21 protein-coding genes are annotated in these 24107 nt (G+C 57.8%); 1 reads left to right on the forward strand and 20 read right to left on the reverse strand.

From position 1 onward, the window contains the following. Window positions 1–84 precede the first annotated feature (84 nt). From DWX75_RS04755 to DWX75_RS04775, 5 genes are all read right to left on the reverse strand, one after another. On the reverse strand, window positions 85–891 hold the full coding sequence (locus DWX75_RS04755; protein WP_118015251.1) for an amino acid ABC transporter substrate-binding protein: 807 nt from the start codon (window positions 889–891) through the stop codon (window positions 85–87). A gap of 95 nt (window positions 892–986) precedes the next feature. Further along, window positions 987–2204: an ABC transporter permease gene (locus DWX75_RS04760; protein WP_118015193.1), complete on the reverse strand. Its 1218-nt coding sequence runs from the start codon at window positions 2202–2204 to the stop codon at window positions 987–989. Then, complete coding sequence (locus DWX75_RS04765) at window positions 2194–2925, reverse strand: ABC transporter ATP-binding protein (RefSeq protein ID WP_118015194.1); 732 nt, start codon at window positions 2923–2925, stop codon at window positions 2194–2196. The genes DWX75_RS04760 and DWX75_RS04765 overlap by 11 nt, the downstream gene beginning before the upstream one ends. A 14-nt stretch (window positions 2926–2939) precedes the next feature. Next, complete coding sequence (locus DWX75_RS04770; protein ID WP_118015195.1) at window positions 2940–4070, reverse strand: efflux RND transporter periplasmic adaptor subunit; 1131 nt, start codon at window positions 4068–4070, stop codon at window positions 2940–2942. Next, a complete protein-coding gene (locus DWX75_RS04775) occupies window positions 4067–5569 on the reverse strand; it encodes a TolC family protein (protein ID WP_118015196.1) in 1503 nt (500 codons plus the stop codon). Before DWX75_RS04775 ends, DWX75_RS04770 begins: the two co-directional genes overlap by 4 nt. Before the next feature lie 268 nt (window positions 5570–5837). Between DWX75_RS04775 and recQ the strand changes: the two genes are divergently transcribed. Further along, window positions 5838–7634, forward strand: coding sequence for a DNA helicase RecQ (recQ, locus tag DWX75_RS04780; RefSeq protein WP_118015197.1), 1797 nt, complete (start codon window positions 5838–5840; stop codon window positions 7632–7634). A gap of 98 nt (window positions 7635–7732) precedes the next feature. Here recQ and DWX75_RS04785 read toward each other — a convergent pair whose 3' ends face one another. The 15 genes from DWX75_RS04785 to DWX75_RS04855 form a co-directional block, all read right to left on the reverse strand. After that, window positions 7733–8872 carry a S41 family peptidase gene (locus tag DWX75_RS04785; RefSeq protein ID WP_118015252.1) on the reverse strand — a complete coding sequence of 380 codons (1140 nt, stop codon included), beginning with the start codon at window positions 8870–8872 and terminating at the stop codon, window positions 7733–7735. Between the two features lie 30 nt (window positions 8873–8902). Then, a complete protein-coding gene (locus tag DWX75_RS04790) occupies window positions 8903–10036 on the reverse strand; it encodes a murein hydrolase activator EnvC (RefSeq protein WP_369974332.1) in 1134 nt (377 codons plus the stop codon). Between the two features lie 42 nt (window positions 10037–10078). After that, window positions 10079–10966: a permease-like cell division protein FtsX gene (ftsX, locus tag DWX75_RS04795; protein ID WP_118015199.1), complete on the reverse strand. Its 888-nt coding sequence runs from the start codon at window positions 10964–10966 to the stop codon at window positions 10079–10081. Next, window positions 10956–11642, reverse strand: coding sequence for a cell division ATP-binding protein FtsE (ftsE, locus tag DWX75_RS04800; RefSeq protein ID WP_118015200.1), 687 nt, complete (start codon window positions 11640–11642; stop codon window positions 10956–10958). Before ftsE ends, ftsX begins: the two co-directional genes overlap by 11 nt. A 76-nt stretch (window positions 11643–11718) precedes the next feature. Further along, entirely contained in the window at window positions 11719–12813 is a 1095-nt protein-coding gene (gene csaB, locus DWX75_RS04805) for a polysaccharide pyruvyl transferase CsaB (RefSeq protein WP_118015201.1), read from the reverse strand. Further along, on the reverse strand, window positions 12813–14885 hold the full coding sequence (locus DWX75_RS04810; RefSeq protein WP_118015202.1) for a DUF5693 family protein: 2073 nt from the start codon (window positions 14883–14885) through the stop codon (window positions 12813–12815). Before DWX75_RS04810 ends, csaB begins: the two co-directional genes overlap by 1 nt. A gap of 41 nt (window positions 14886–14926) precedes the next feature. Further along, window positions 14927–15625 (reverse strand): LmeA family phospholipid-binding protein, encoded by a 699-nt coding sequence (locus DWX75_RS04815; protein ID WP_118015203.1) that lies wholly within the window; start codon window positions 15623–15625, stop codon window positions 14927–14929. 69 nt (window positions 15626–15694) lie between these two features. After that, a complete protein-coding gene (prfB, locus tag DWX75_RS04820; RefSeq protein WP_118015204.1) occupies window positions 15695–16801 on the reverse strand; it encodes a peptide chain release factor 2 in 1107 nt (368 codons plus the stop codon). 71 nt (window positions 16802–16872) lie between these two features. Next, window positions 16873–19482 carry a preprotein translocase subunit SecA gene (secA, locus tag DWX75_RS04825; RefSeq protein ID WP_147369879.1) on the reverse strand — a complete coding sequence of 870 codons (2610 nt, stop codon included), beginning with the start codon at window positions 19480–19482 and terminating at the stop codon, window positions 16873–16875. A gap of 111 nt (window positions 19483–19593) precedes the next feature. Next, a complete protein-coding gene (locus tag DWX75_RS04830) occupies window positions 19594–20451 on the reverse strand; it encodes a ChbG/HpnK family deacetylase (RefSeq protein ID WP_118015206.1) in 858 nt (285 codons plus the stop codon). A gap of 195 nt (window positions 20452–20646) precedes the next feature. After that, on the reverse strand, window positions 20647–21192 hold the full coding sequence (gene hpf / locus DWX75_RS04835; RefSeq protein WP_118015207.1) for a ribosome hibernation-promoting factor, HPF/YfiA family: 546 nt from the start codon (window positions 21190–21192) through the stop codon (window positions 20647–20649). A 220-nt stretch (window positions 21193–21412) separates the two neighbouring features. After that, window positions 21413–21613 (reverse strand): cold shock domain-containing protein, encoded by a 201-nt coding sequence (locus tag DWX75_RS04840; protein ID WP_118015208.1) that lies wholly within the window; start codon window positions 21611–21613, stop codon window positions 21413–21415. Between the two features lie 154 nt (window positions 21614–21767). Continuing rightward, a complete protein-coding gene (locus DWX75_RS04845; RefSeq protein WP_118015209.1) occupies window positions 21768–22487 on the reverse strand; it encodes an amino acid ABC transporter ATP-binding protein in 720 nt (239 codons plus the stop codon). Continuing rightward, entirely contained in the window at window positions 22474–23139 is a 666-nt protein-coding gene (locus DWX75_RS04850; protein ID WP_118015210.1) for an amino acid ABC transporter permease, read from the reverse strand. The genes DWX75_RS04845 and DWX75_RS04850 overlap by 14 nt, the downstream gene beginning before the upstream one ends. 160 nt (window positions 23140–23299) lie before the next feature. Beyond that, window positions 23300–24082, reverse strand: a complete 783-nt coding sequence (locus DWX75_RS04855; protein WP_118015211.1) for a basic amino acid ABC transporter substrate-binding protein — start codon at window positions 24080–24082, stop codon at window positions 23300–23302. Window positions 24083–24107: the final 25 nt, after the last annotated feature.

Consider the following 24107-nt stretch of genomic DNA (forward strand, 5'->3'; position numbering starts at 1 on the left):
CAAAGTAATGATATACCATTTCATTGTATCAAAAAAGGGCTTGAAGAATCAAGCCCTTTTCTGCATTACGGAAGCATCCGTGTGTTATTTTGTAATGTCCTTGCCGAACCACTTCTCCGAGATCTTGGCCGTCGTGCCATCGGCCTTCATCTCGTTCAGTACCTTCTGCACCTCATCGCGCAGTTTCTGGTTGTCCTTGGCAAAGGCGATGCCGAACTGGCTGACAGGACCGACAGCCACATCGACGGCTTCAATCGTGTCGGGGTGCTTGCTCATGTAATAGCGGCCGACGATCTCATCGCCGATGACGGCATCAATGCGGCCATTCTCAAGATCCATGAACGCCGTGACGAAATCCGAATACTTCTTGACACCCTTGACGTTCTTCTTGAAGAAGTCACTACCGTCGATGTACTCTTCGGCCGTGCTGGCACTCTGCGTGCCCACCATCTTGCCGGCGAGGCTCTTTTCATCCGTGATGCCCGTCGTGCCCTTCTTCACGAAGATGATCTGGCGGTTGTCCATGTACGGATCCGAGAACAGCATGTTTTCCTTGCGCTTCTCCGTGATGTCGAGACCGTTCCAGAGGACGTTGACGCGGCCGCTCTTGAGCTCCGCCTCCTTGCTCGACCAGTCGATGGCCTTGAACTCGACCTCGCGGCCCAGGCGCTTCGAGGCTTCCTTTGCAAGATCGACGTCGAAGCCCGTAATCTCATTGTTCTCATCCTTGAAGCCCATAGGCGGGAAATTGTCGTCGAGACCGACGACAATCTTGTCGCCGCCCGATGACGAGGAACTGCCGGCAGACTGATTGTTATTGCCGCAGCCTGCTGCAAACGCGGCCGTCATGACGGCGGCCAGTCCCAGGGCCAGGATTTTCTTCCACTTCATCATATTGCATCTCTCCCATTTATTTCTTTATCTCTCTAAAGGACTAATATGATGATATTATACGTTAGGTGTGTAACATTGTCAAGTGCTTTTACTCATTCGTAGCGCAATGCTTCGATCGGGTCGAGCCGGGCAGCCTTGCGCGCCGGGTAAATGCCAAAGAAGAGGCCGATGCCCACGGCAAACGAGAACGACAGGACGATTGGCAGCAGCGTGATCGTCGTCTGGACCGCCCCGGTACTCGCGATAATGTACGAAGCGGCACACCCCACGACAATGCCGATGAGGCCGCCGACGATGCCGAGCACCATCGATTCGATCATGAACTGCATCATGATGTTCTGGAAGGTCGCGCCGAGCGCCTTGCGAATGCCGATCTCGCGCGTGCGCTCCGTAACCGACACCATCATGATGTTCATGATGCCGATGCCGCCGACGAGTAGCGAGATGCTCGCGATCGCGCCCAGGAGCACCGTCATCATCGCCGTCGACTGATTGACCGAGGCGATGATGCTGGCCGTATTCTGCACGTGGAAATCGTCCTCCTTGCCGGCCGTGATGCGGTGGCGCTGGCGCAAGAGCGTCGTGATCTCATCCTGCACCTGCTCGATTTTCTGCGTGTCCGTCGCCTGCAGGCTGATGGACTGAACGTAGGTGATGCCCATCATGCGTTCCTGCGCCGTGGTCAACGGGATGTAAATGACATCATCCTGATCCTGGCCGAAGCCGGAGCTTCCCTTGGATTCCAGGATACCGATGACCTTGAACGGTTGGTTCTTGATGCGGATATTCTTGCCGACGGGATTCTCAGAGCCGAACAGATTCTCGGCGACCGTGGCACCGATGACAGCCACGCGGTTGCGCTTCGTCATATCGGCCTTGCTGATGAACGAACCGTTGCTGACGGAAAGCGAGCGGATCTGCATGAGATCCGGCGTCACGCCCGTGACTGACGTATTCCAGTTCTGGTTGCCGTTGACCACCTGATACGAAGAACTGACCGTGGGCGATACATACTGGATATCCTTGATTTTCGCCTCAATGGCCTTGGCATCATCATACTTGAGCGTCTGCATCGAGCCGGCTGCACCGCGCGGACCGCCGCGGTTCGAGGAGCCCGGCATGATCGTGATGGTGTTGGCGCCGAGGCTCTCAAAATTCGAGGTGATGCCCGTGCGCACGCCCATGCCGACGGAGACAAGCGCGATGACGGCGGCGACACCGATGATGACGCCGAGCATCGTTAGGAGCGAGCGCATCTTGTTGGCCAAAAGCGCATGAATGGCCATGACGAAACATTCCTTAAACAACATCCATGACCACACCCTTTCCTTCATCGCGCGTAATCTGGCCGTCGCGCACAAGCAGCTGGCGGCTCGCACAGGCCGCAATCTCCGGCTCATGCGTGACGAGGATGATCGTGCGTCCCTTCTCATGCATATCCTCGAAGATCTCCATGATCTCCTTCGTGGATTTCGTGTCGAGGTTGCCGGTCGGCTCATCCGCCATGATGATGTGCGGGTCGTTGACGAGCGCCCGCGCGATGGCGACGCGCTGCCGCTGGCCGCCTGAGAGCTCATTGGGCAGGTGATCGGCGCGGTCCTTGAGACCAACGGCCGCGAGAAAGTGCATGGCGCGCTCCATGCGCTCCTTGTGCCCGACGCCCGCATAGATGAGCGGCAGGGCGACGTTCTCGAGCGCCGAGATGCGCGAGAGCAGATTGAAGTTCTGGAAGACGAAGCCGATTTTCTTGTTGCGGGTCTTCGCCAGCGCATCGTCGTCAAGGCCTGCGACTTCCTCGCCGTCGAGCTTGTAGGAGCCCTCGGTCGGCCGGTCGAGACACCCGAGGATGTTCATGAGCGTCGACTTGCCCGAGCCGGACGGCCCCATCAGCGCGGCGAACTCCCCCTGATAGATGTTCGTCGTGATGCCGTTGAGTGCCGCTAGTTCTTCGCCGCCAATATGATAGATTTTCTTGATGCCGTGGAGCTGTATCGTCGCATACCGCTCCTCAGTCTTCTTTTCTTCTGCCATTTTTATCCCCCGCCTCAGAACATGGGGCCGCCGCGCCGGCTGCTGCCCGAGGAAGAAGAGGTCTTCTGAGCCGTGTACGTGCTGACGATGTCTTCCCCTTCCTCAAGCCCCGAGAGGATTTCCACGTACTCATCGCTGTAGATGCCCGTCGTGACATAGCGGTTCTCCTGCGAGCCGTCGGCATTGCGCACGATGACGTATGAGCCGTTGGCGTCCGTCTTGAGCGTCGAGATGGGAACGGCCAGAACGTTGTCGCGGTTTGCCGTGTTGATCTCGACGCGCGCCGTCATGGCCGGCAGCAGCTGGCTGTCGGGGTCATCGACATCGAGCGTGACGTAGTAGTAAATGACGCTGGCCGAAGAAGAGGACGAGCTGCTCGACGAGCTCGAGCTGGAGCTCGTATCCCAGGAATTGCTCGTATCCGTCTGCGAAATCTTCGTGACGCGGGCCGTGAACGTCTTGTCGGTGTACGTATCGACCGTGAAGGTCGCGTCCTGGCCGACTTTGATGTTGCCGATATCCGTCTCATCGACCTTGGCCTTGATCTGTTTGCTCGAGAGGTCGGCGATGCGCATGATGACCGTCGGGTTATCCGAAGTCGCCACGGCCATCGTGCCGACCGTCTTGGGCTCGCCGACGACCGTGCCGTCCATCGGCGCAAGGATGCTCGTCTCCGATGCATCCGATTCCGCCTGCGCGAGTTCGGAGACCGCTGTATCGTAATTCATCTGCGCATCCTCGAGCTGTTTCTGCGTATCGGCGCCGATGCTGTAGAGGTAATTGATGCGCTCGTATTCCGCCTGCGTGTTCGTGACCTTGTACTGCGCCTGGTCGCGCTTGGCTTCGTAATCCTTGGCATCGAGCGTCGCAACCGTCTGGCCGGCCTTGACCTTGTCGTTCTCCTTGACGAGCACACTCTTGAGGCGCGCCGTAATCTTGGAGCTGACTTCGACCGAATCGACCGGCTGGATCGTGCCCGTAGCCGAAACCGTCGACTTCATATCCATGCGGACGACCTTCGTCGTCTCGACCGCTGCGGCCTGCTTGGCCGCCTGCTGGTTCTCATAATACCGGTAGCCGCCGAATGCGCAGCCGGCAATCAATACGACCGCAATCGCTGCCTTGACTTTTCCATTGATCTTCATTGCGAAACGTTCCCTTCTGCCAACTCACTCGCCACTTCCTCTGCACTGGCCGTGGAAGCAGCTGCCTTCACCTCGTTCTCTGCCTTTTTTGCGAGCCCCTTCGTATCTGTATCGGTCCTGGCGCCTTTCGGCTCCACGGGTTCCTGCAGGACAGACTGCGCAGCCGCTGCGGCAGGAGTGTCAACGGGTGCATATTTATCCATCCGCGCTGCTGCGGCCTGCTCGCTGTCGTTGAGGCCGATGCCCATGGCATTCTCCACCGTCGCCTTGTAGCGCGCATAATCGTACTCCGCACTGATGTAATTGAGGCGTGCCGTCGACAAGGCTTCCTGCGCATCGATGATATCGAGCATGAGGCCTTCACCTGCGCGATACTTCTCCCGTGCGATGAAGTAATCTTCCTCGGCCTGCTTGACGGCATCGCCGGTGGAATTGAAGCGTTTCTCCGCTTCACGCATGTTGTAATACGCCTGACGGACCGAGAGATCGATATCCTCCTTGTCCTTGTCGAGCGTCAGTTTTGCAATATCACGCTGGTTCTCAGCCGCCGTCACCTGCGCGCGCGTCACGCCGCTGTCGAAGATGTTCCAGCTCAGCGTCAGGCCGCCCGAAACACCGCGGCTGGAATCGCTGGACGGCTGGAAGCTGTTGTCGCCGCTGAGTCCGAGGTTGGCCTTGAGCGTTGGCAGATAGCCCGCTTTGGCAGCCTTGACGGCCTGATCCTGCTGATCGTATTTATACTGGTCGACGAGCAGATCCTTACGGTTGCGGTATGCGTAATCGATGCAGGAATCCATATCGATGTCGAAACGGTCGTACGAGAAATCCGACGTGAGCGTCAGCGGCTCATTGCGGTCCATATTGATGTAATTGCGCAGCGAGGCCAGATCGACCTCATAGGCATTCTGCGCCTTGATGAGATCCTGCTGGGCATTGCTGAGCTCGACCGATGAACGGATGACATCGATGCGGGCCTTCGAACCGGCCGCGTAAAGCTGACTGACATTCGTGTAGTGATCCTGATACTTGTCGACGGTTTCCTGGCGCACATCCACGGTCCGGCGGGCTTCCAGCGCATCGTAATACGCCTTGATGACGTCGAGCTTGAGATTCTCGCGCTCGCGCTCCGTCGTGAGCTTCGACGCCTGCAGTCCAAGGTCGCTCTTCTTGATGTTGGCCTCATTGGCTCCGCCCGTGTAGAGCGGCAGGGAACCGCTCACGCCCAGACTGTTCGAGGAGCTCTGTTCCTGCCCATTCTTCTTGCTGCCAGAGAGCGAATCCGAAGCAGAAACCGAAATTCCGTTCTGACCCTTGGCCTCGTCGAGTGCCGCCTGCGAGGCAATCTCATCCTTCTGCGTGATCCGCAGCCCTGTGTTCTGTGACAATGCCATATCAATGGCATCCTGCAACGACAGATCGGCACACCAGCCATGCGGCGCGCCCAGGAACATCGCGCCCAGAAGCAGCGCGGCTGTCTTGCCATGACATCTTTCCTTCATGAAATCTTGTCCTCCTCGAACCAATCAAACTATGATATTCTCTCTTTTTTTCGGTATGATAATGAAATTATGTCAACTTCTTCCATCATACCACATTTCCTGGTATTGCCATAGATTCATCATACGGGTATGATAGGATAATAGCGTTATCATTATCCTATGATTGTATTAGACATACATTAAAGGAATATCTAAACATATCGCACATGATTTTCATATTCATTTCTAATACATTTGTTCCCACGCTATCCAGACAGGAGGTATTGTGATGAGCGATCCATACTTTGAGAAAGCCCGGGAACTCCTGCGCCATTATTACGGCTATCCATCGTTCCGCCCAGCGCAGGAGCCCGTCATACGCAGCCTGCTCCACGGCCGCGACACTGTGGCCGTCATGCCGACGGGCGCGGGGAAATCCATCTGTTTCCAGATTCCCGCACTGATTTTTCCCGGCCTGACGCTCGTGATTTCCCCATTGATTTCCTTGATGAAGGATCAGGTCGACGACCTTGTCGAGCAGGGCATTCCCGCCACCTTCCTCAACAGTTCCCTTTCCCCTTCCGAGGCCGATGAGCGCCTGCACGGCATGGAGCAGGGCCGTTACAAGCTCGTCTACATCGCACCGGAACGGCTGGATACGAGTTACTTCCAGCATATCGTCGAGCGGCAGCCCATCTCGATGGTCGCCGTCGATGAAGCACACTGTCTCTCCCAGTGGGGCCACGATTTCCGGCCGAGCTACCGCCAGATTGCACCATTCATCGTGGCCCTGCCGCGCCGTCCGCTCGTCGCCGCCTTCACGGCAACGGCCACGCCGGAGGTCCGCGACGACATCATCGCCCTGCTGGGCCTCGTGCATCCCGATGTCCACGTCACGGGCTTTGACCGCCCCAATCTCTACTTCGAAGTGCGCCGCGGAGAGGACAAGAAGCGCTTCGTCGAGCGCTACCTCCGGAAGCACCCGCATGAAGCCGGCATCATCTACGCGGCCACACGCAAGGAAGTGGATGCGCTCTACAGCCTGCTCGCGAGGAAGCACCTGGCGGTCGGACGCTATCATGCAGGCCTCAGCGATGCAGAACGCGAGAAAGCGCAGGACGACTTCCTCTACGACAACGTACAGGTCATCGTCGCGACGAATGCCTTCGGCATGGGCATCGACAAGAGCAACGTGCGCTTCGTCATCCACTACAACATGCCGCGCAGCATCGAAGCCTATTATCAGGAAGCCGGACGCGCGGGCCGCGACGGCGAGCCCGGCACCTGCATCCTGCTCTTCTCCCCGCAGGATACGATGACGCAGAAGTATCTCATCGACGTTTCGACGGAAGATGACGAGCGCAAGCGCTACAATCTCGGCCGCCTGCAGAAGATGGTCGATTACTGCCATACCCCCGAATGCCTGCGCCATTTCATCATTCACTACTTCGGCGAAACAGGCGGTGATGCGGCGTGCGGCAACTGCGGCAACTGCAGGGCCGGCCTGGAGAAATGCGATGTGACCATCGATGCCCAGAAGGTCTTCTCCTGCGTCTACCGCATGCACGAACGCTTCGGCCTGACACTCGTCGCACAGGTGCTCAAGGGCTCCGCCAACAGCCGCGTGCGCGAGCTGCACCTCGACAAACTGTCCACTTACGGCCTCATGAAGGAGCGCAGCATCCCCGACATCAAGCTGCTCATCCAGCGCTTCATCGCGACCGATTACCTTGGCCTAACGGAAAGCCGCTATCCTGTCGTCGTGCTGAAGCCGCCAGCCTACGATGTGTTGCGCGGCAGGGCACAAGTCTTTCAGGCCGTGCCGCATGAAGAAGAAGCCGCCGTATCCGAAGATACGGGTCTCTTTGAAGAATTGCGCGCGCTGCGCAAATCCATCGCCATGCGCGATCGCATCCCGCCCTACCTTGTCTTCTCCGACGCCACGCTGCGCGACATGTGCGAGCGGCTGCCCCAGACGGCGGAGGAGATGCGCGAAGTCAGAGGCATCGGCGAGCACAAGCTCAAAAAATACGGCGATGATTTTCTCGCCTGCCTGCTGGCGTACACGAAGAAGCAGCATGCCTGACAGCCAACCCATAAAAACAGAAAACGGCGCTGCCGCGCGGATTCTCCGCACGGCAGCGCCGTTCTCTTATCTGTACGCTTGTGCTGCGCCAGATCGCATCACTGCATCTTCTCACGCAGGACCTCTTCGGCCTTTTCAAGCTGTACATCCGTCGTATCGCCCGACTGAAAGTCGATCGCGACATCCGGCTCGATGCCGATGCCGTCGATGCAGCGGCCGTTCGGCGTGTAATACTTGGCAATCGTGAGCTTCAAGGCGTCGTTGTGGAACATCGGCATGACGACCTGTACCGAGCCCTTGCCGTAAGACTTTGTGCCCACGATGGTCGCCGCCCCCGTATCCTGCAGGGCCCCTGCCAAGATCTCGGACGCACTGGCACTGTTGCCATCGATGAGGACCACGATCGGATACTTCTCTTTCTCAAGTTTCGACTCGTGGACTTCCTTCGAGCCGTCGCGCTCGACAACGGATACGATGGGCCCCTTCGGCACTACCATATTCGCGATGTTGACGCAGCTCGTCACGAGGCCGCCGGGATTCTCGCGCAGATCGATGATGAGCCCCTTCATGCCCTGCGCCTCGAGCTCATCGTAAGCCGCCTTGAATTCCTTGTCCGTGTTCTCGCTGAACGAGGCGATGCGGATATAGCCCATGCCGTCCGCGAGCATCTTCCCCTTGGCCGTCTCGATCTTGATGGTCGCGCGCTCGATATCGTAATCGCTCTCGCTGCCATCGCGGCTGATGGTCAATGTGACATGCGTGCCAACCTCGCCGCGAATGTGCATGGCGACCTCTTCCGACTGCAGTTCTGACACCGGCGTGCCGTCAACAGCCATGATCTCATCGCCGGCGGCAAGCCCCGCCTTCTCGCCCGGCGTATCGGGCAGAACCGAGATGATCGTGACCTTGTTGTCCTTGAAGCCCATGGTCACGCCGATGCCGCCGAATTCGCCCTCGGTGTGTTCCTTGAGCTGCTGGTACATATCGGCCTTCATGTAAATGGAGTGCGGATCCCCGAGCGACTGCACCATGCCGGAAATCGCGCCGTCCATCAGCTGGGAATCATCGACCTCATTGACATAGCGCGCCTCGATGAAATGCTTGACGCCGAAGAAGCGCGCGAGGTCGCCAGCCTGCCGGACGTTTATGCCCAGGGCAAAACAGAGGCCGCCGATGGTCAGGCAGGCAGAGACGAGGGCCGTCACGACGATGCCGATGATGATTTTTTTCTTGCTCATGTAATACATTTGATCCATTCCTTATCTTTCTCACAAATAGGAATACGGGCTGACGGGCTCGCCGTTCCGGCGCACCTCGAAATGACAGTGCGGTCCGGTGGAATTGCCTGTCGAGCCGCAGTAGGCAATGGTCTGTCCCTGGCTCACGGACTGCCCTTCGGAAACAGCCAGCGACTGATTGTGACCGTAGAGCGTCGTGATGCCGCCGCCATGATTGATGATGACGGCGTTGCCGTAGCCGGAAATCCAGCCCGCATACTCGACCGTACCGCTCTGCGCCGCATGGACGCTCTGGCCGTAATCACCGCCGATATCGACGCCGCTGTGGAAGCGCTGCGAGCCGGTGATCGGGTGAACCCGCCAGCCGAATTCCGACGTGACGGGCCCGGAAATGGGCCAGATCATCGCGCCGGACCCCGACGCCTGCACGCCGCCATCGCCGCGCTCACGGATCATCGCACCGACCTGGCGCGAGGCCGCCATGAGTTCCTCATACTGCTGATCGATGAGGGCCTTATCCGTCTTGAGGCGTTCGATGAGCGCCTGCTGACGGCCGACCTTTTCCTCCATGTCCAGCCGTGCCTTATGCGCCCGGCTTTCCTGTTCCGCCTGCGTCTCCCGGTCCTTTTCAAGCTCGGCCTGCGCCAGCTCCAGCTGATCCTTGACGGCGGCGACCTCGGTCACGAGGTTGTAATCGCGCCGGATGATACGCTTCAGAAGGTCCATGCGCGTCATCAGGTCGTTGAAATCCTTGGCCCCGAAGAGTACGTCGAGATACGAGATCTGACCGTGGATGTAAATATCGCGCACGCGTTTGCCGAGTGCCTGCCGCTTGTCGTCGTAATCCTTCTGCAGTCCCTGCAGCGTATCTTCATTCTCCTTCATGCGCACTTCCGTCGCGTCGAGCTCAGCCTTGAGCGCCTGATGCTCCTTGACGGCCGCATCGGCCGCTTCATCGATGGCCCGCTTTTCCTCCGAAACGTTGTCGATCTTCTGCTGCAATTCATTGCTCTGGCGCAGCTTGCCGGCAGCCTGATCCTCGTAGCTCTCGCCGTTATTGGTCAGCGCCGCCGCAGACAAGGCCGCCGGCTGCAGGAGGAGGCAGACTGCAAGGCAGACGCCTGTCCCTCGCTGCCGCCAGGCTTTCCATACATGCTGATGCACGTGACACACTCCCATCTTTCCTGTCCCTTTCCCGCCTGTCATTCAGACCTTCAGGAAGCGCTTGAGCGAAATGGTCGACCCCAGGGCTCCGATAAAAATGCCGGCTGCGAGGATGCCAAGCGTCACGTAATTCATGAACGGATACTGTGGCATCAGCGGGAAAAAGGCCAGCGTATCGTAAATCTTGGCCGTCATGGCCGCATAGAAACTCCGAAGCACCAGAGCTGCGAGCAGGCCGCCGGCAAAGCCCATGACGACGCCCTCGAGCAGGAACGGCCAGCGGATGAACCAGTCCGTCGCGCCCACGTACTTCATGATGGCGATTTCCTTGCGCCGCGCGAAGACGGTGAGCCGGATGGTATTCGAGATGATGAAAAGTGTCGCACCGCACAGGAGCACCATGAGCACGAGGCCGAAAATCCGGATGAGTCGCGTGATGTCAAAGAGGTGCGTGGCGACATCCTGCCCGTAACGGGCCTCCTCCACGCCCTCAAGCTGCCCGATGGTCCCGGCGGCCGTCTCGACGAAGGCCGGATCAGCAACCGTCACTTCAAAAGAATCGGGCAGCGGATTCTCGTCGCCGAGCGCATCGAGCAGGTAGCCCTGTTCGCCCAGACGCTCCCGCAGGCGCTTCTCCGCCTCTGTCTTGTCAACATACGTGACCGTATCGATGCCCGCAAGACCTTCGATGTCCTGCTGCAGCGTTCCCTTGCCAGCTTCCGTCAGGCCGTCTTCCAAATAGACGCTGATCTGCACCTGGGATTCCAGCGTCGAGGCCAGGCGGTTCATATTGAGCACGAGCAGCAAAAAGACGCCGAGCACGAACAGGGAAACCGTGACCGTGCCGATGGACGCAAAAGTCATCCAGTTATTGCGCTTGAGCGAGCGGAATACCTCCTGGATGAAATACTCGCTGGTCCTAAGCTTCATAGCCATATCCTCCTCGTTCTTCGTCGCGCACGATATGTCCGTCTTCGATGGCAATGACGCGGCGCTGCATGGTATCCACGATGGTCTTGTCGTGCGTGGCCATGACGATGGTCGTGCCGGCCAGATTGATGCGGTTGAAGATATCCATGATATCCCAGCTCGTCTCGGGGTCGAGATTGCCCGTCGGCTCATCCGCGATGACGATGGCCGGGTCGTTGACGATGGCCCGGGCAATTGCCACGCGCTGCTGCTCGCCGCCCGAGAGCTGGGAGGGAAAACAGCGGTACTTGTCGCGCAGACCCACGACATCGAGCACGGCGTTGACGCTGCGCTGCATCAGCCGGCGAGGGGCCTCGATGACCTGCATGGCAAAAGCCACATTCTCAAAGACCGTCTTGTCGGGCAGCAGACGGTAATCCTGAAAGATGACGCCCAGCCCGCGCCGCAGGTACGGGACCTCGGAACGCTTCATGTGGACGACATCGCGCCCGTTGACGATGAGCCTGCCTTTCGTCGGCAGCTCCTCACGAAACAGCATCTTGATGAATGTCGACTTGCCCGCACCGCTGGCACCGACAATAAAGACGAATTCTCCGGCCTCGATATCGACGCTGACATGGTCGAGTGCGGCCGTGCCATTGCTGTAAATCTTCGATACATTGCGCATGTGGATCATGAATGAAATTCCTCCAGCTATCCCAATACTAAGATGCACAAAAGAGGACCCCGGCGGAGTCCTCTTGCGATTGTTCTCAATCCTCTATGAGGTTCAATGCCAGCTCCGCATTGCGCGCCGCGAGGCTGCGCAGCACCGACAGCAGCTCGGCATTCTTCCTGCGGAAGGCAGCCTTGTCATGCCATTTGCGGCGCACTTCCCGCATGAGCTCGTCAGCGGTGATCGTATCCAGACTGCCGGCCGGCTGCTCCCCGATGGAATCCAGGAAACGGTCAATCTTCGGATCATACGAGATGCCGATCATCGGCACGCCCATGACACCGGCAAAGATCAATGCGTGCAGGCGGATGGCAATCATCAAATCCATATTGCCGACAAGCGACAGGAACTCACTCGTCGTATACTCATCGTTGAGCACCGTGCACGGCTCCTTCGTCAGGGCTGCAATGGACTTGGCAGCCCGCACGTCCTCCGGGAACTGCATGGGCAGGAAGACCACACGGGCCGAGAGCTCACGCACGATGCGGTCGGATACCTCCGCCATGACCTCCTTGAAATGCGTCTCATGCTGCCAGTCGCGGACGGAAATGCCGACTACCGGCTTTGCCCCATCGGCGTGATAGGCATGAAAGATGGCCCGCCCTGCCGCCTGGTCGACAGGATGGATGGCCAATACGGGGTCCGCCGTGCACTCGATCACGGGCTTCGTGATGCCGAGGCGCGAAAGTTCCGCGAGCGACCCCTTGTCGCGCACGGTGATGAGATTGACGCGGTTGCCGATCACGCGCATGGCGGATTCTGCGAGCCTGCCAATGATGGGGCCTATCCCCTGTGCATAGAGCATGACCTTCTTGCCCATGAGCAGAGCCAGGAAGATGATGGCCAGGTAATAATAGAGACTCCGGCGGCTCGTGACATTCTGCAGGAGGCTGCCACCGCCGCTTATGAGCATGTCCGCGTGATAGAGTTCCCGGATAATCGCAGGGATACGGAGCCAGGAAACGGAGTCGACGCCATGGCGGCGGCTTGTATCAGCAGGATTTGCCGAGATCACCGTGATATGAAGTTTTGGGTCGAGATCCCCCAGAACCTCGAGCATGGCGGCCAGCATGGCCTCATCCCCGGCATTCTTGGAGCCGTAATATCCCGATACGACAATCCGTTTCTCCATCAGTCTGCATTTCTCTCCTTTTCATGGGCTTTATGGGCTCTGGCCATGATGGTCTGCCAGAGCTCGACCAGGATCATGGCTGCGGCGCCGATGCCGGCACCGAGTACAATGCCGCCGATGCCGCGCATGAACGACATATAGACCGGCGTGCGCATGTGCGCAAATGTCTCAACCATCGACCCCTGACCAATCGTTGCAACAAGGACCAGGGCAAAGAAGACCATGGTCGGCCATTTGCGCAGCACAGCCATCGCCGCCAGCATGAAGGCCGGATGGCCGATCAAAAGCTCCTTCGTGCGCGGGCGGGCGTAGAAGGCCTGCTCGAGGAAGGCGCGGAAGCGGAGTTCCGTCTGCGAAACCGGCATGCCGGATGTATGGCCGCTGCGGGCAACGAAAACGATACCGGCCACGAGAATGATAAAGAGGCCGATGAGGGTCTTGACGCGGACGGGCATGTCCAGGATGCGTTTGAGCTGTTCCATCACACCCTGCGTGTCGTCCATGCGGCCGTCGAAGATATCGAAGCGCTGCAGGAAGGCAATGGCCACGAGGATGATGGGCAGCACAAACGTCAGCTTGATGCCGCGGAAGATGTTGAATTCAAGGAAGTACTGCGTATCCGCCAGCGAAGCGGAGAGATACGCTGCACCGATATACGAAAGTGCTCCCGTCACGAAGAGGGCGATGGCTGCCGTCACAATCAGGCGCACGATGTGGATGCGGGTCTTCTCCCGGAAGGCGCGCACGCGGTCCAGCTGGAAGATGACGGCAAGCGCCGGGAACATGTTGGCACTGGCCAGGGCTGCGACCACGCGGATTTTCGAGCCGTTGCCCATGAGCACCGGCACGGCCGCCAGAAGGCCGAAAATCACGAACAGGATATACTGGTAGCGCGGACGCGCATTGAGGGGCGGGATGACGAGCGACAGATAGAGCACACCGGCTGCCGCGACGCCGAGCACGACGAGCGCGCGCAGGATGACAGACGGATTGTAGAGGGTAAACGTGCCGGCCGGTCCGATGGTGTAGCCATGCGCCACGAGCTTGTCATGCGTGGCTTTGAAGTACTCCATATTCGTCTTCAGGAGGCTCATGTTCGGCGACGGTTTATCGTAGATGCGCAGAAGATCGATGCGGATGTTGCGTTCCTCATCCGTATTCGACCAGCGTTCAACGGCCGTATCGATCTTGAGCTTCGGCTGTTCATCCTTCGGGATGGCGTACAAGCGTGCCACATGATCGTAGCCGAGTCCCTTGGCGATCTCTTCCATGCCATCCTGCTTGTAGAACTGCAGCTGAGTCGTCGCCTCGATGAGGCCGAGGTTGATGCCGCGGTCCTTCATTTCATCGATGGTCGTCTGCAGGGCTTTGGGCGCACCGAGGGACTGATTGCCGGAAAATACGATCTCAGAGATCTTGAAGCCCTCGAGGCGCTGGAACACCGCCTTGACATCATCCGGCGTGCATTCCTCATAATTGCTCGGGCGCGCGAGGACATAGAAACCGGCATCATTGACCGTCTTCATCTCATCCGTCGGCATGCCGAGATTCATCTTGAGGAAGGATTCGTAATGTGCCTTGACGGCAAGGACTTCCTCAGAACCAACCGTCAGAGCTGTCACGCGGTCCGGGCCGAGGCGGCGCAGCAGGTCTTCCTTGACCTCGCGGTACGTCTGCGGATCATTGCCCACGACGTAGACCTCACTGCCCTGGATTTTTCCCGATGCCACGAGCTGGCGCCAGACAGGATCGGAAAGCGTACCGGCATGGTAGCTTGCCAGGATCTGGCTGCCCGGCAGTGCCGTCGCCTTGCCGTTTTCATTGAGCTTCTTGAATGTCGTCTCATAGACGGCCAGCGAGGTGATGCCCGCCTCCCTGGCCTGCTGAAGCACGACATCTTCCGGCAGGCCTTCGCGCTGTGCGAGTTCCTTGAGGCCTTCATAATCGATGGCCATGTCGACCTGCCGGTTGGCCTGCTCCACACCATGGCGCTGGAACCCGATCACAAGGGCTGCCAGCAGGCCGACCACGATGACGGCGATGAGCCACCGATTGTATTTGAAATCCTTCATTTGCCAAAAACCACCTTATCTCATCACATTCCCTGCGCACATCAATTCCGCGCAGTTTCCTCCGCCACAATCAGGATGGTGCCGGCGTTCTGTTCCACACGCCGCACCTGCATGCCCAGTGGCAATTGTTCTGGTTTGACGAGCTGGATCTTATTCACCAGATCGCCGAGTTTCGCAGAACCAAAGGGCGAATCCGTCACCTCGAGCTGATCCGTCACAAAATAAAGCGAGCCATCTTCCGCTGTCATATGACCCACGAGCGAAAGGCTTGTCCTGCGGCCAAAGACCTTCGCATCGGCAGTCGCCACAATGTTGTCATCGGTGATGGCCACCTGCAGGTTATCGGCCTGCTTGAGCTTTGCAGCCAGCGCCTCGCGCAGTCCCTCCGCATCAAACGTGCCGATAAGAGAAAGATCGCGGCCTTCCTCGAGCTTCAGATTGCCATGGAAGAGTTCGCCGCAGTCAATCTGCGCATCGCTGCCGGTGAGCTTGAGCTCCCGGGCGCGCAGCTGCCCGATCCTGCCGTTGCGCACCACAACGCTGAGATGGTCCGCATGGCCGGCTGCCAACAGGAGCCGCGGCGTTGAAGACAAGGCCACCTCAACATCATTTGTCGCAAATTTACGGGACAGGCGCGATGCCGTCGTCTCCTCCGCCAGGGAGGGAAGCAGCAGCTCGCCGAGCACGATTAATATTATGAAGAACAAGCCCGCAATAGTCAAGGTTTTTCGCAATTTCATCCCTCACAGTCGCCTGTCAATGGAACGAGGAGCCAGAAGCTTGGCCCCTGACTCCCCAGATGGATTCTTTTAGATTTCGTGATTTGCCTTCGCCGCGAGGAACGCGCGGATGAACATGTCGATATCGCCATCCATGACGGCCTGGACATTGCCCGTCTCGACGTTCGTGCGATGATCCTTGACCATCGTGTACGGCTGGAAGACGTAGGAGCGGATCTGGCTGCCCCACTCGATCTTCTGCTGATCGCCCTCGAGCTTGGCAAGCTCCGCTTCCTTCTTCTCCATTTCGAGCTCAAAGAGCTTGGCGCGCAGCATCTTGAGGCACTGCTCGCGGTTCTGCAGCTGCGAGCGCTCATTCTGGCACTGCACGACGATGCCCGTCGGCTCATGCGTCATGCGGACGGCCGAAGACGTCTTGTTGATATGCTGTCCGCCGGCGCCCGATGCGCGGTACGTATCGACGCGCACATCCGACATGTTGATGTTGACCTCGACATTATCGTCGATTTCCGGCATGATGTCGCAGGCCGCAAACGACGTGTGACGGCGTGCCTGCGCATCAAACGGCGAAATGCGGACGAGGCGGTGGATGCCCTTTTCCGACTTGAGGAAGCCGTAGGCATTGTGGCCCTTGATAAAGAGCGTCGCGCTCTTGACGCCGGCTTCATCGCCCGGCAGGAGATCTGCCGTCTCGACGGAGAAGCCATGACGCTCCGCCCAGCGGCCGTACATGCGCAGCAGCATCTGCGTCCAGTCCTGGGCTTCCGTTCCGCCCGCACCGGCATGCAGCGTCAGGATGGCATTGTTGGCGTCGTAGGGACCCGAGAGCAGCACCTCGAGCTGCAGGGCCTCAAGGCCCTCCGCTACAGCATCGAGCTCAGCCTTGACATCGGCTTCCATGCTCTCATCCTGTTCCTCCATGCCCATCTCCCAGAGGGTCTGGGCATCCTCGAACTTCGAGACGAGATGCTTGTACTTATCCACGCTGATCTTGACGTCATTGAGTTCTTGATTGATTTTCTGAGCCTTTTCCGCATCGTCCCAGAACGTCGGCTCACCCATCTTGTATTCGAGCTCGGCAATCTTCTCTTCTTTGGCCGGGACTTCGAGGGACACGCCCATCTGGTCCAGCTTTTCCTTGAGCTCGCCGAGACGCGGTTTCAAATCTTCTAACATGATATCCTTTCTTTCCATTCCCAAGGCCCTGCGGCCCTTATCGACTGACAGCCGGCTGCTTTACAGGATGCTCAGGCATTCTTGCCGCAGCAGTTCTTGTATTTCTTGCCGCTGCCGCACGGGCAGGGATCGTTGCGCCCGACCTTCTTGCCGTCGTTCGTGACCGGCTTCTTGTGTGCTTCGGCCGCACTGACCTCATCGCCATGCGAAGCCTGGGCATTCTGCAGATGATCTTCAAGCTGCGACTTCTGCTTCTTGATGGTTTCCTCCATCTTGGCCTTGTCCTGTTCCGAAGCGGGCTTCTGCTCCTCGGCAGCCGCCTGCTGCTCCGGCGTCACGATGCTGACGTGATACATGAGCGAGGCAATCTGATCCTGGATGGCAGCTTCCATCTCCTCGAACATGTCGAGTGCTTCAATCTTGTACTCGACGAGCGGGTTGCGCTGGCCATAGGCGCGCAGGTTGATGCCGTCGCGCAGCATATCCATGTGATCGAGGTGTTCCATCCACTTCGTATCGACGACACGCAGCATGACAACCTTCTCGAGCTCGCGCATATTCTCCTCGCCGAAGAGCAGCTCGCGGTTGTGATAACCTTCCTCCGCGAGTTTCTCGAGGCATTCCTGCAGCTCGTCGCGGCTCATCTCCGCGAGTTCCTCCTTCTTAAGGCGGCCCTGCGGTGCGTAAATCTTCTCTGCGTCCTCGATGAGGCCGTCGAGCTGCCATTCCTCCGGATAGAGCTGAGCATTGGCATACTGGTCCATCTCCGCGCGGATGATGTGCTTGACCATGCCCATGATGTTCTCGCGCAGGTTCTCGCCGAGCAGGATCTTGCGGCGCTCACCGTACATGACCTCGCGCTGCTGATTCATGACATCATCGTACTCGAGGACGTGCTTGCGGATATCGAAGTTGCGCGCTTCGACCTTCTTCTGCGCGTGTTCGATGGAGTTGGTGATGAGCTTGTGCTCAATCGGTTCATCCTCATCCATGCCGAGCTTGTCCATGATGCCAGAGATGCGGTCCGAGGCGAAGAGGCGCAGCAGATCATCCTCGAGCGACAGATAAAAGCGCGAAGCACCCGGATCGCCCTGACGGCCGGCACGGCCGCGCAGCTGATTGTCGATGCGGCGGGATTCGTGGCGCTCCGTACCGATGATAAAGAGGCCGCCGAGCTCCGGCACACCCTCGCCGAGCTTGATATCCGTACCGCGGCCAGCCATGTTCGTCGCGATCGTCACCGCGCCCTTCTGACCGGCACCGGCGATGATTTCCGCTTCCTTCTCATGGAACTTGGCGTTGAGGACATTGTGGGGAATGCCGTGCTTATGAAGGATGGCGCTGAGTTCTTCCGACTGCGTGATGGACGTCGTGCCGATGAGGACTGGCTGCCCCTTGCGGTGAAGGTCTTCGACAGCCCGTCCGACCGCCTTGTACTTCGCGCGCTTCGTCTTATAGATGAGATCCGGGTAATCGATGCGGATGACCGGCTTGTTCGTCGGCACCACGATGACCGGCAGATTGTAGATCTTGAGGAACTCGTCCTCTTCCGTCTTGGCCGTACCCGTCATGCCCGCAAGCTTCTCGTACATGCGGAAGTAGTTCTGGAACGTGATGGTGGCGAGCGTCTGGCTTTCGCGCTGAATCTTGACGCCCTCCTTGGCCTCAATGGCCTGGTGCAGGCCGTCGGAATAGCGGCGGCCTTCCATGAGGCGGCCCGTGAATTCATCGACGATGATAATCTCGCCGTTGCGCACGACGTAATCGCGGTCGCGCTTCATGAGTGCCTTGGCGCGCAGGGCAGCCGTGAAGCAATGTGAGAGCTCGATGTTCTCCGGTGCATAGAGGTTGTTGATGCCGAGAATCTTCTCGACCTTCGGGATCGTGTTGTCGGCAGGCGCAACCGTCTTCTGCTTCTCATCGACCGTGTAGTCGATGCCTTCCTTGAGGCCGGCCACGGCCTTGGCCATGACGGCATACATATCCGTCGACTTGGCACCGGGGCCCGAGATGATGAGCGGTGTACGCGCCTCATCGATGAGAATGGAATCCACCTCATCGACGATGGCATAATGCAGATCGCGCTGTACCATCTGCTCAGGATAGATGACCATGTTGTCGCGCAGGTAGTCGAAACCGAACTCGTTGTTCGTGCCGAAGGTGATGTCGCGGCTGTAGGCGAATTTGCGCTCCGGGAAATCCATATCGTGTACGACGAGGCCAACCGTCAGGCCGAGGTACCGGTAAAGACGGCCCATCTCCTCGCTGTCGCGGCGTGCCAGGTAATCGTTGACCGTGATGACATGAACACCTTTCCCCGTCAGCGCATTGAGGTAAACCGGCAGCGTCGCGACGAGCGTCTTGCCTTCACCGGTGCGCATCTCGGCGATCTTGCCCTCATGCAGGCACATGCCGCCAATGAGCTGTACATCGAAATGGCGCATGCCGAGCACGCGGCGCGATCCCTCGCGCACCACGGCAAACGCTTCCGGCAGGATATCTTCGAGCGTTTCGCCGTTCGCGATGCGCTCACGGAATATATTCGTATAGCCCGTCAGCTTATCGTCCGTCAGCCCCTGCATCTGAGGCTCCAGCGCATTGATCTTCTCGACCACCTTGCGGTAACGGGCAATTTCTTTATCGTTATTGTCACCTAAGAATCGTTTGATGAATCCCAGCAACCAAATCACTCCTTCATGTCCGGTGTGGACAGTACGTCCTGTCCTACAGTTAACCTACCTTACAATATTATCAGACTGCCGAATAGAAGTCAATGAAGCGCCCGGACCGCGTCAAGCCCGCGTTTTCTCATACAAGGTGCGGAAATTCACGGCCTCTATCTTTTCCTGGGCCAGCACGGCCCTGACCTTCGGCGAAAGGATGGCCGCAAGCTCAGCCTCAAAGTCATGCTGCCAGCGGCAGGCTTCCTGCAAAGGCGCATTCTTCGTGCCCGGATGCATCATAATTTCCGTCGTGCCGGAAGACAAACCCTGCAAAGTCTTGATGAGAAAGGGTTCACTGACGGCCTCGCCCGCCACAATGCCGCCAAAGTGATCCGGCACAGCGATGTGATGGCGCTTGGCGCAAAAAGCTGCCAGGCGCGCCAGGGTCCCGAGCCCCAGACGCCCGATAAGCTGACCGGCCCCGCCGAAATCCCCGGCCAGGAGAGGCGTGCGCGGCGCACGCATGGCCTTGATGCCCCCCTGCCCGCAAAGATCCAGCACGACGCGGAGGATTCCCGGCAGCGTATGCATATGCTGATGACTGTCCGCATGCGAGAGCGGCACGCCCGTGCGCTCTACCTTCCGAAGCTGTGCACCGAGTTCCGCACGCACCTCCTCAAGGCGCACGCCGCCGCGCAGATAATGCTTGACGAAGAGCAGGTGATTATCATAAAAGCGTCCGTCCGGCGTGACAAGGCTTGGCACCTCCGAGGGCGGAAGAACCGGTTTGTCATCGACCAGCGTAAAGTGGATGCCCAGGCCGAGTTCCGAGTGACGCCTTGCGATGTCGATGGCACCTTCAAACGCACCGCCTCCGGCCATGACCGTGGCCGAACGCAGACAACCGTGCATGACCCCCAGCTCCACGGCCTCATTGATGGCGGCGTGGCGGCCAAAATCATCCGCATTGATGATTACTCGCTTCATCCTCTCATGCCTTCCTTTCCCTTATCCTGCTGCGTCAACTATATATGAATGAGTTTTATTATACCGCAGCTCCCTCGATGCTGGCAAATCAGGATAAAGCCGTTCCCTGCCGGCATGGAAAAGGGCCGCTGCATCCATCTGTCTGGATGCGGCGGCCCTGCAGAAATTCATGCGCGCATGCGATATGGGGTTGTGTCAGTTACTCGACTCAATCAGACCATAATTGCCATCGTTGCGGCGATAGACGACATTGACATCCTCCGTCTCCGCATCGCGGAATACAAAGAAGTTGTGGTTCAGGAGATTCATCTGCATGATGGCTTCCTGAACATCCATCGGTTTCACAATAAAGTGCTTCGTCTTGACGACATTGTACGTATCGCCTTCATCCCGCACATCCGGAAGCGGCGTCGACTTGAACTCGTCGGCCTTGAAACCACCGGCACGGAAGCGGCGGGCAAGTTTCGTCTTCTGTTTGTGGATCTGACGCTCGAGCTTCTCCACCACGAGATCGATTGAGGTGTACATATCCATCGTCGATTCCTCACCGCGAAGCAGCACGCCGCCCTGGATCGGCACTGTCACCTCAACCGTATGACGGCCTTTCGACACCGTCAGGAGCACCGTGATGTTGCCGACATTATCGAAGTATTTCGTGACTTTGCCGACACGTTTCTCCACATATTCCCGCAGGGACGGAGTGATCTCGATATTCTTGCCTCTTACAGTGAATGTTGCCATAAGACACATCCCCTTTCTTATTTCTGCAGCGGAGAATGCCGCTGCATGATATCCTATACAAGAAGCCTGGTCCGACAGGGGATTGCTTCTGATTATATGATATGTATTCGCCAAGGCCTCACGAATCCCTGCTTGAAATCGGAATATTTCATTAAAAAAAAACAAAAAATGCAAAACGAAAGCCCAGGCCAAAGCCTGGGCTGGTTAAAGACAAATATTGTCAGGCCGTCTTGATGACATTCGCTGCCTGCGGACCTCTTGCACCTTCAACGATGTCGAATTCGACACCCTGACCCTCGTTGAGCGTCTTGAAGCCTTCATCCTGGATCGCGGAGAAGTGAACGAACACATCATCGCCGTCTTCACGTGCAATGAAGCCGTAGCCTTTCTCAGCGCTGAACCATTTTACTTTGCCAACCATAATGATTCCCCCTAAAACAATGTAACCGAGGCCAAAACAGCCTCCCGAATCAGCACGATGCTGATTAATTCCAATTATACTGACTCGCCATGCAACTGTCAAATTACATTACGATATGAGGATCATAAGAGGGTCTTATACATTTGTTCGAGGATCAGAGGACTTTCGAGAGGAACGAGCGCGTGCGCTCCTCCTGCGGATGCTCAAATACTTCCTTCGGATCACCCTGCTCGATGATGCGGCCGTCGTCGACGAACAGCAGGCGGTCGCCGACTTCACGGGCAAAGCCCATCTCGTGCGTGACGATGACCATCGTCATGCCCTCTTCCGCCAGTTTGCGCATGACATCGAGAACTTCGCCGACCATCTCAGGATCGAGCGCCGAGGTCGGCTCGTCGAAAAGCATGACCTTCGGCTTCATGGCAAGGGCACGGGCGATGGCCACGCGCTGCTGCTGACCGCCTGAAAGCTGGTTCGGATACGAATCCGCCTTGTCTGCCAGGCCGACGCGGGCGAGGAGGGTCTTGGCCGTCTCCTCAGCCTCCTCCTTCTTGATGTGGCGGACCTTCATCGGTGCAAGCATGATATTCTGGAGCACCGTCATATGCGGGAAGAGGTTGAAGCGCTGGAATACCATGCCGACTTCCTCACGCACCTTATTGATGTTGGCCTCGCCGTCGAGGACGATGCCATCGACGCTGACCTTGCCGGACGTCGGCTGTTCCAGGTAATTCATGCAGCGCAGCAGGGTGCTCTTGCCGGAACCGGACGGACCGATGATGACCACGACTTCCTTTTCCTTGATATCGAGGTCAATGCCCTTCAGGACCTCCACCTCACCGAATGATTTCTTCAGATTCTCAATGGCGATCATCCGTCTGATACCTCCTCTCGAGATAAGCGACAAAGCGGGAAATCGTCAGCGTCATGGCCAGGTAGATGACCGCTACACTGATCCAGATTTCCAGGGAACCGTACGTCTTGGCGATGATGAGCTGACCACGGCGCGTGAGCTCTTCAAAGCCGATGACCGATACGAGTGACGAATCCTTCAACAAGGCGATGAACTCATTGCCGAGCGGCGGGATGACGCGCTTGAAGGCCTGTGGCACAATGATGTAGCGCATCGTCTGTACCCACGTCATGCCGAGGGAACGGCCGGCTTCCATCTGCCCCTTGTCGATGGACTGGATGCCGGCGCGGAAGATCTCTGCTACGTATGCACCGGAGTTGATGCCGCAGGAACCGATGGCGGCGACAAACGGATCGACGCGCTGGCCCGTAATGACCGGCAGCGCGAAGTAAACGAGGAAGATCTGCACGAGCAGCGGAGTGCCACGGAAGAAATCGACATAGACAGCCGACAGCACGCGTAAAATCTTGATGCGCGATATGCGCGCGATGCCGACAAAGAGGCCGATGATGACGCCGAGTGCTACGGACAGCGCCGTAATCTTGATGGTAACTCCTGCACCCACCAGCAGCAGTGGGAAGGAGTTCACCACCAGGTCAAAATTGAAATGCATGTACTCTCACCTTACCATTTCGAGTTATATTTATTCAACGAAAAAAGAAAAACCTGTACTTAATTATATTTCCTGTCGTATGGCCTGTCAACGCATATTTTATATAGAAAGAAAAACACCAAGCCATCAGGCTTGGTGTTTTTTTATGCAGGATTCGTGATTATTTCTGCTCACCGAACCATTTTGCATAGATCTTGTCGTACTCGCCGTTCTCCTTGAGCTTCTTGAGTGCGTCGTTGATCTTCGTCTGGAGTTCCGTATTGTCCTTGGCGAGGGCAATGCCGTAATCCTCAGCCGTCAGGCGCTCCGGCAGAGCCTTGACACCCGTCTCACCGCTCTTGGTGATGTAGTAATCATTGACCGGACGGTCGTTGACAACAGCATCGACACCATTGGCCTTGAGTTCCATGAAGCAGTCAGCCGGCGTGTTGAGCTCCTTGACCTCGACGCCGCCGAGCTTCTTGACGGCCTCAGCACTCGTCGTGCCGATCTGGACCGCAACCTTGTGGCCCTTGAGGTCCTGGAAGCTCTTGATGCCCTGCTCATCGGCGCGGACAACCATCGTCAGGCCGGACTGATAATAGGGATCCGAGAAGAGTACGTTTTCCTTGCGCTCATCGTTGATCGTCATGCCGGAAATGATGACATCGATGTTCTTGGCCTGCAGGGCCGGGATCAGGCCATCAAAGCCGATGTTCTGAATCTCGACATCGTAGCCCATCTCCTTGCCGACGGCGCGGATGAGATCCATATCGAAGCCCTGGTATTCCTTCTGGCCTTCATCCTGGAACTCGAATGGAGCGAAGTCGATGGAAGAACCAACCTTCAGGACCTTCGCGCTGGAACTGCTGCTGGAGCTCCCGCCATTGCCGCCGCAGCCGGCAAATGCCGTAACAGCGAAGACACAGGCAGCTGCGAGAGCCAGTAATTTTTTCATCTTCATACAAAATCCCTCTCTCTCAAAATAA

Origin of the sequence: Mitsuokella sp. AF21-1AC (assembly GCF_003458855.1) — a bacterium.
Taxonomy (GTDB): domain Bacteria; phylum Bacillota; class Negativicutes; order Selenomonadales; family Selenomonadaceae; genus Mitsuokella.

Coding starts and splice junctions, on each gene's coding strand:
- DWX75_RS04755 (WP_118015251.1), bottom strand. CDS start 891: ATGAAGTGGAAGAAAATCCTGGCCCTGGGACTGGCCGCCGTCATGACG.
- DWX75_RS04760 (WP_118015193.1), bottom strand. CDS start 2,204: ATGTTGTTTAAGGAATGTTTCGTCATGGCCATTCATGCGCTTTTGGCC.
- DWX75_RS04765 (WP_118015194.1), bottom strand. CDS start 2,925: ATGGCAGAAGAAAAGAAGACTGAGGAGCGGTATGCGACGATACAGCTC.
- DWX75_RS04770 (WP_118015195.1), bottom strand. CDS start 4,070: ATGAAGATCAATGGAAAAGTCAAGGCAGCGATTGCGGTCGTATTGATT.
- DWX75_RS04775 (WP_118015196.1), bottom strand. CDS start 5,569: ATGAAGGAAAGATGTCATGGCAAGACAGCCGCGCTGCTTCTGGGCGCG.
- recQ (WP_118015197.1), top strand. CDS start 5,838: ATGAGCGATCCATACTTTGAGAAAGCCCGGGAACTCCTGCGCCATTAT.
- DWX75_RS04785 (WP_118015252.1), bottom strand. CDS start 8,872: ATGAGCAAGAAAAAAATCATCATCGGCATCGTCGTGACGGCCCTCGTC.
- ftsX (WP_118015199.1), bottom strand. CDS start 10,966: ATGAAGCTTAGGACCAGCGAGTATTTCATCCAGGAGGTATTCCGCTCG.
- ftsE (WP_118015200.1), bottom strand. CDS start 11,642: ATGATCCACATGCGCAATGTATCGAAGATTTACAGCAATGGCACGGCC.
- csaB (WP_118015201.1), bottom strand. CDS start 12,813: ATGGAGAAACGGATTGTCGTATCGGGATATTACGGCTCCAAGAATGCC.
- DWX75_RS04810 (WP_118015202.1), bottom strand. CDS start 14,885: ATGAAGGATTTCAAATACAATCGGTGGCTCATCGCCGTCATCGTGGTC.
- DWX75_RS04815 (WP_118015203.1), bottom strand. CDS start 15,625: ATGAAATTGCGAAAAACCTTGACTATTGCGGGCTTGTTCTTCATAATA.
- prfB (WP_118015204.1), bottom strand. CDS start 16,801: ATGTTAGAAGATTTGAAACCGCGTCTCGGCGAGCTCAAGGAAAAGCTG.
- DWX75_RS04830 (WP_118015206.1), bottom strand. CDS start 20,451: ATGAAGCGAGTAATCATCAATGCGGATGATTTTGGCCGCCACGCCGCC.
- hpf (WP_118015207.1), bottom strand. CDS start 21,192: ATGGCAACATTCACTGTAAGAGGCAAGAATATCGAGATCACTCCGTCC.
- DWX75_RS04840 (WP_118015208.1), bottom strand. CDS start 21,613: ATGGTTGGCAAAGTAAAATGGTTCAGCGCTGAGAAAGGCTACGGCTTC.
- DWX75_RS04845 (WP_118015209.1), bottom strand. CDS start 22,487: ATGATCGCCATTGAGAATCTGAAGAAATCATTCGGTGAGGTGGAGGTC.
- DWX75_RS04850 (WP_118015210.1), bottom strand. CDS start 23,139: ATGCATTTCAATTTTGACCTGGTGGTGAACTCCTTCCCACTGCTGCTG.
- DWX75_RS04855 (WP_118015211.1), bottom strand. CDS start 24,082: ATGAAGATGAAAAAATTACTGGCTCTCGCAGCTGCCTGTGTCTTCGCT.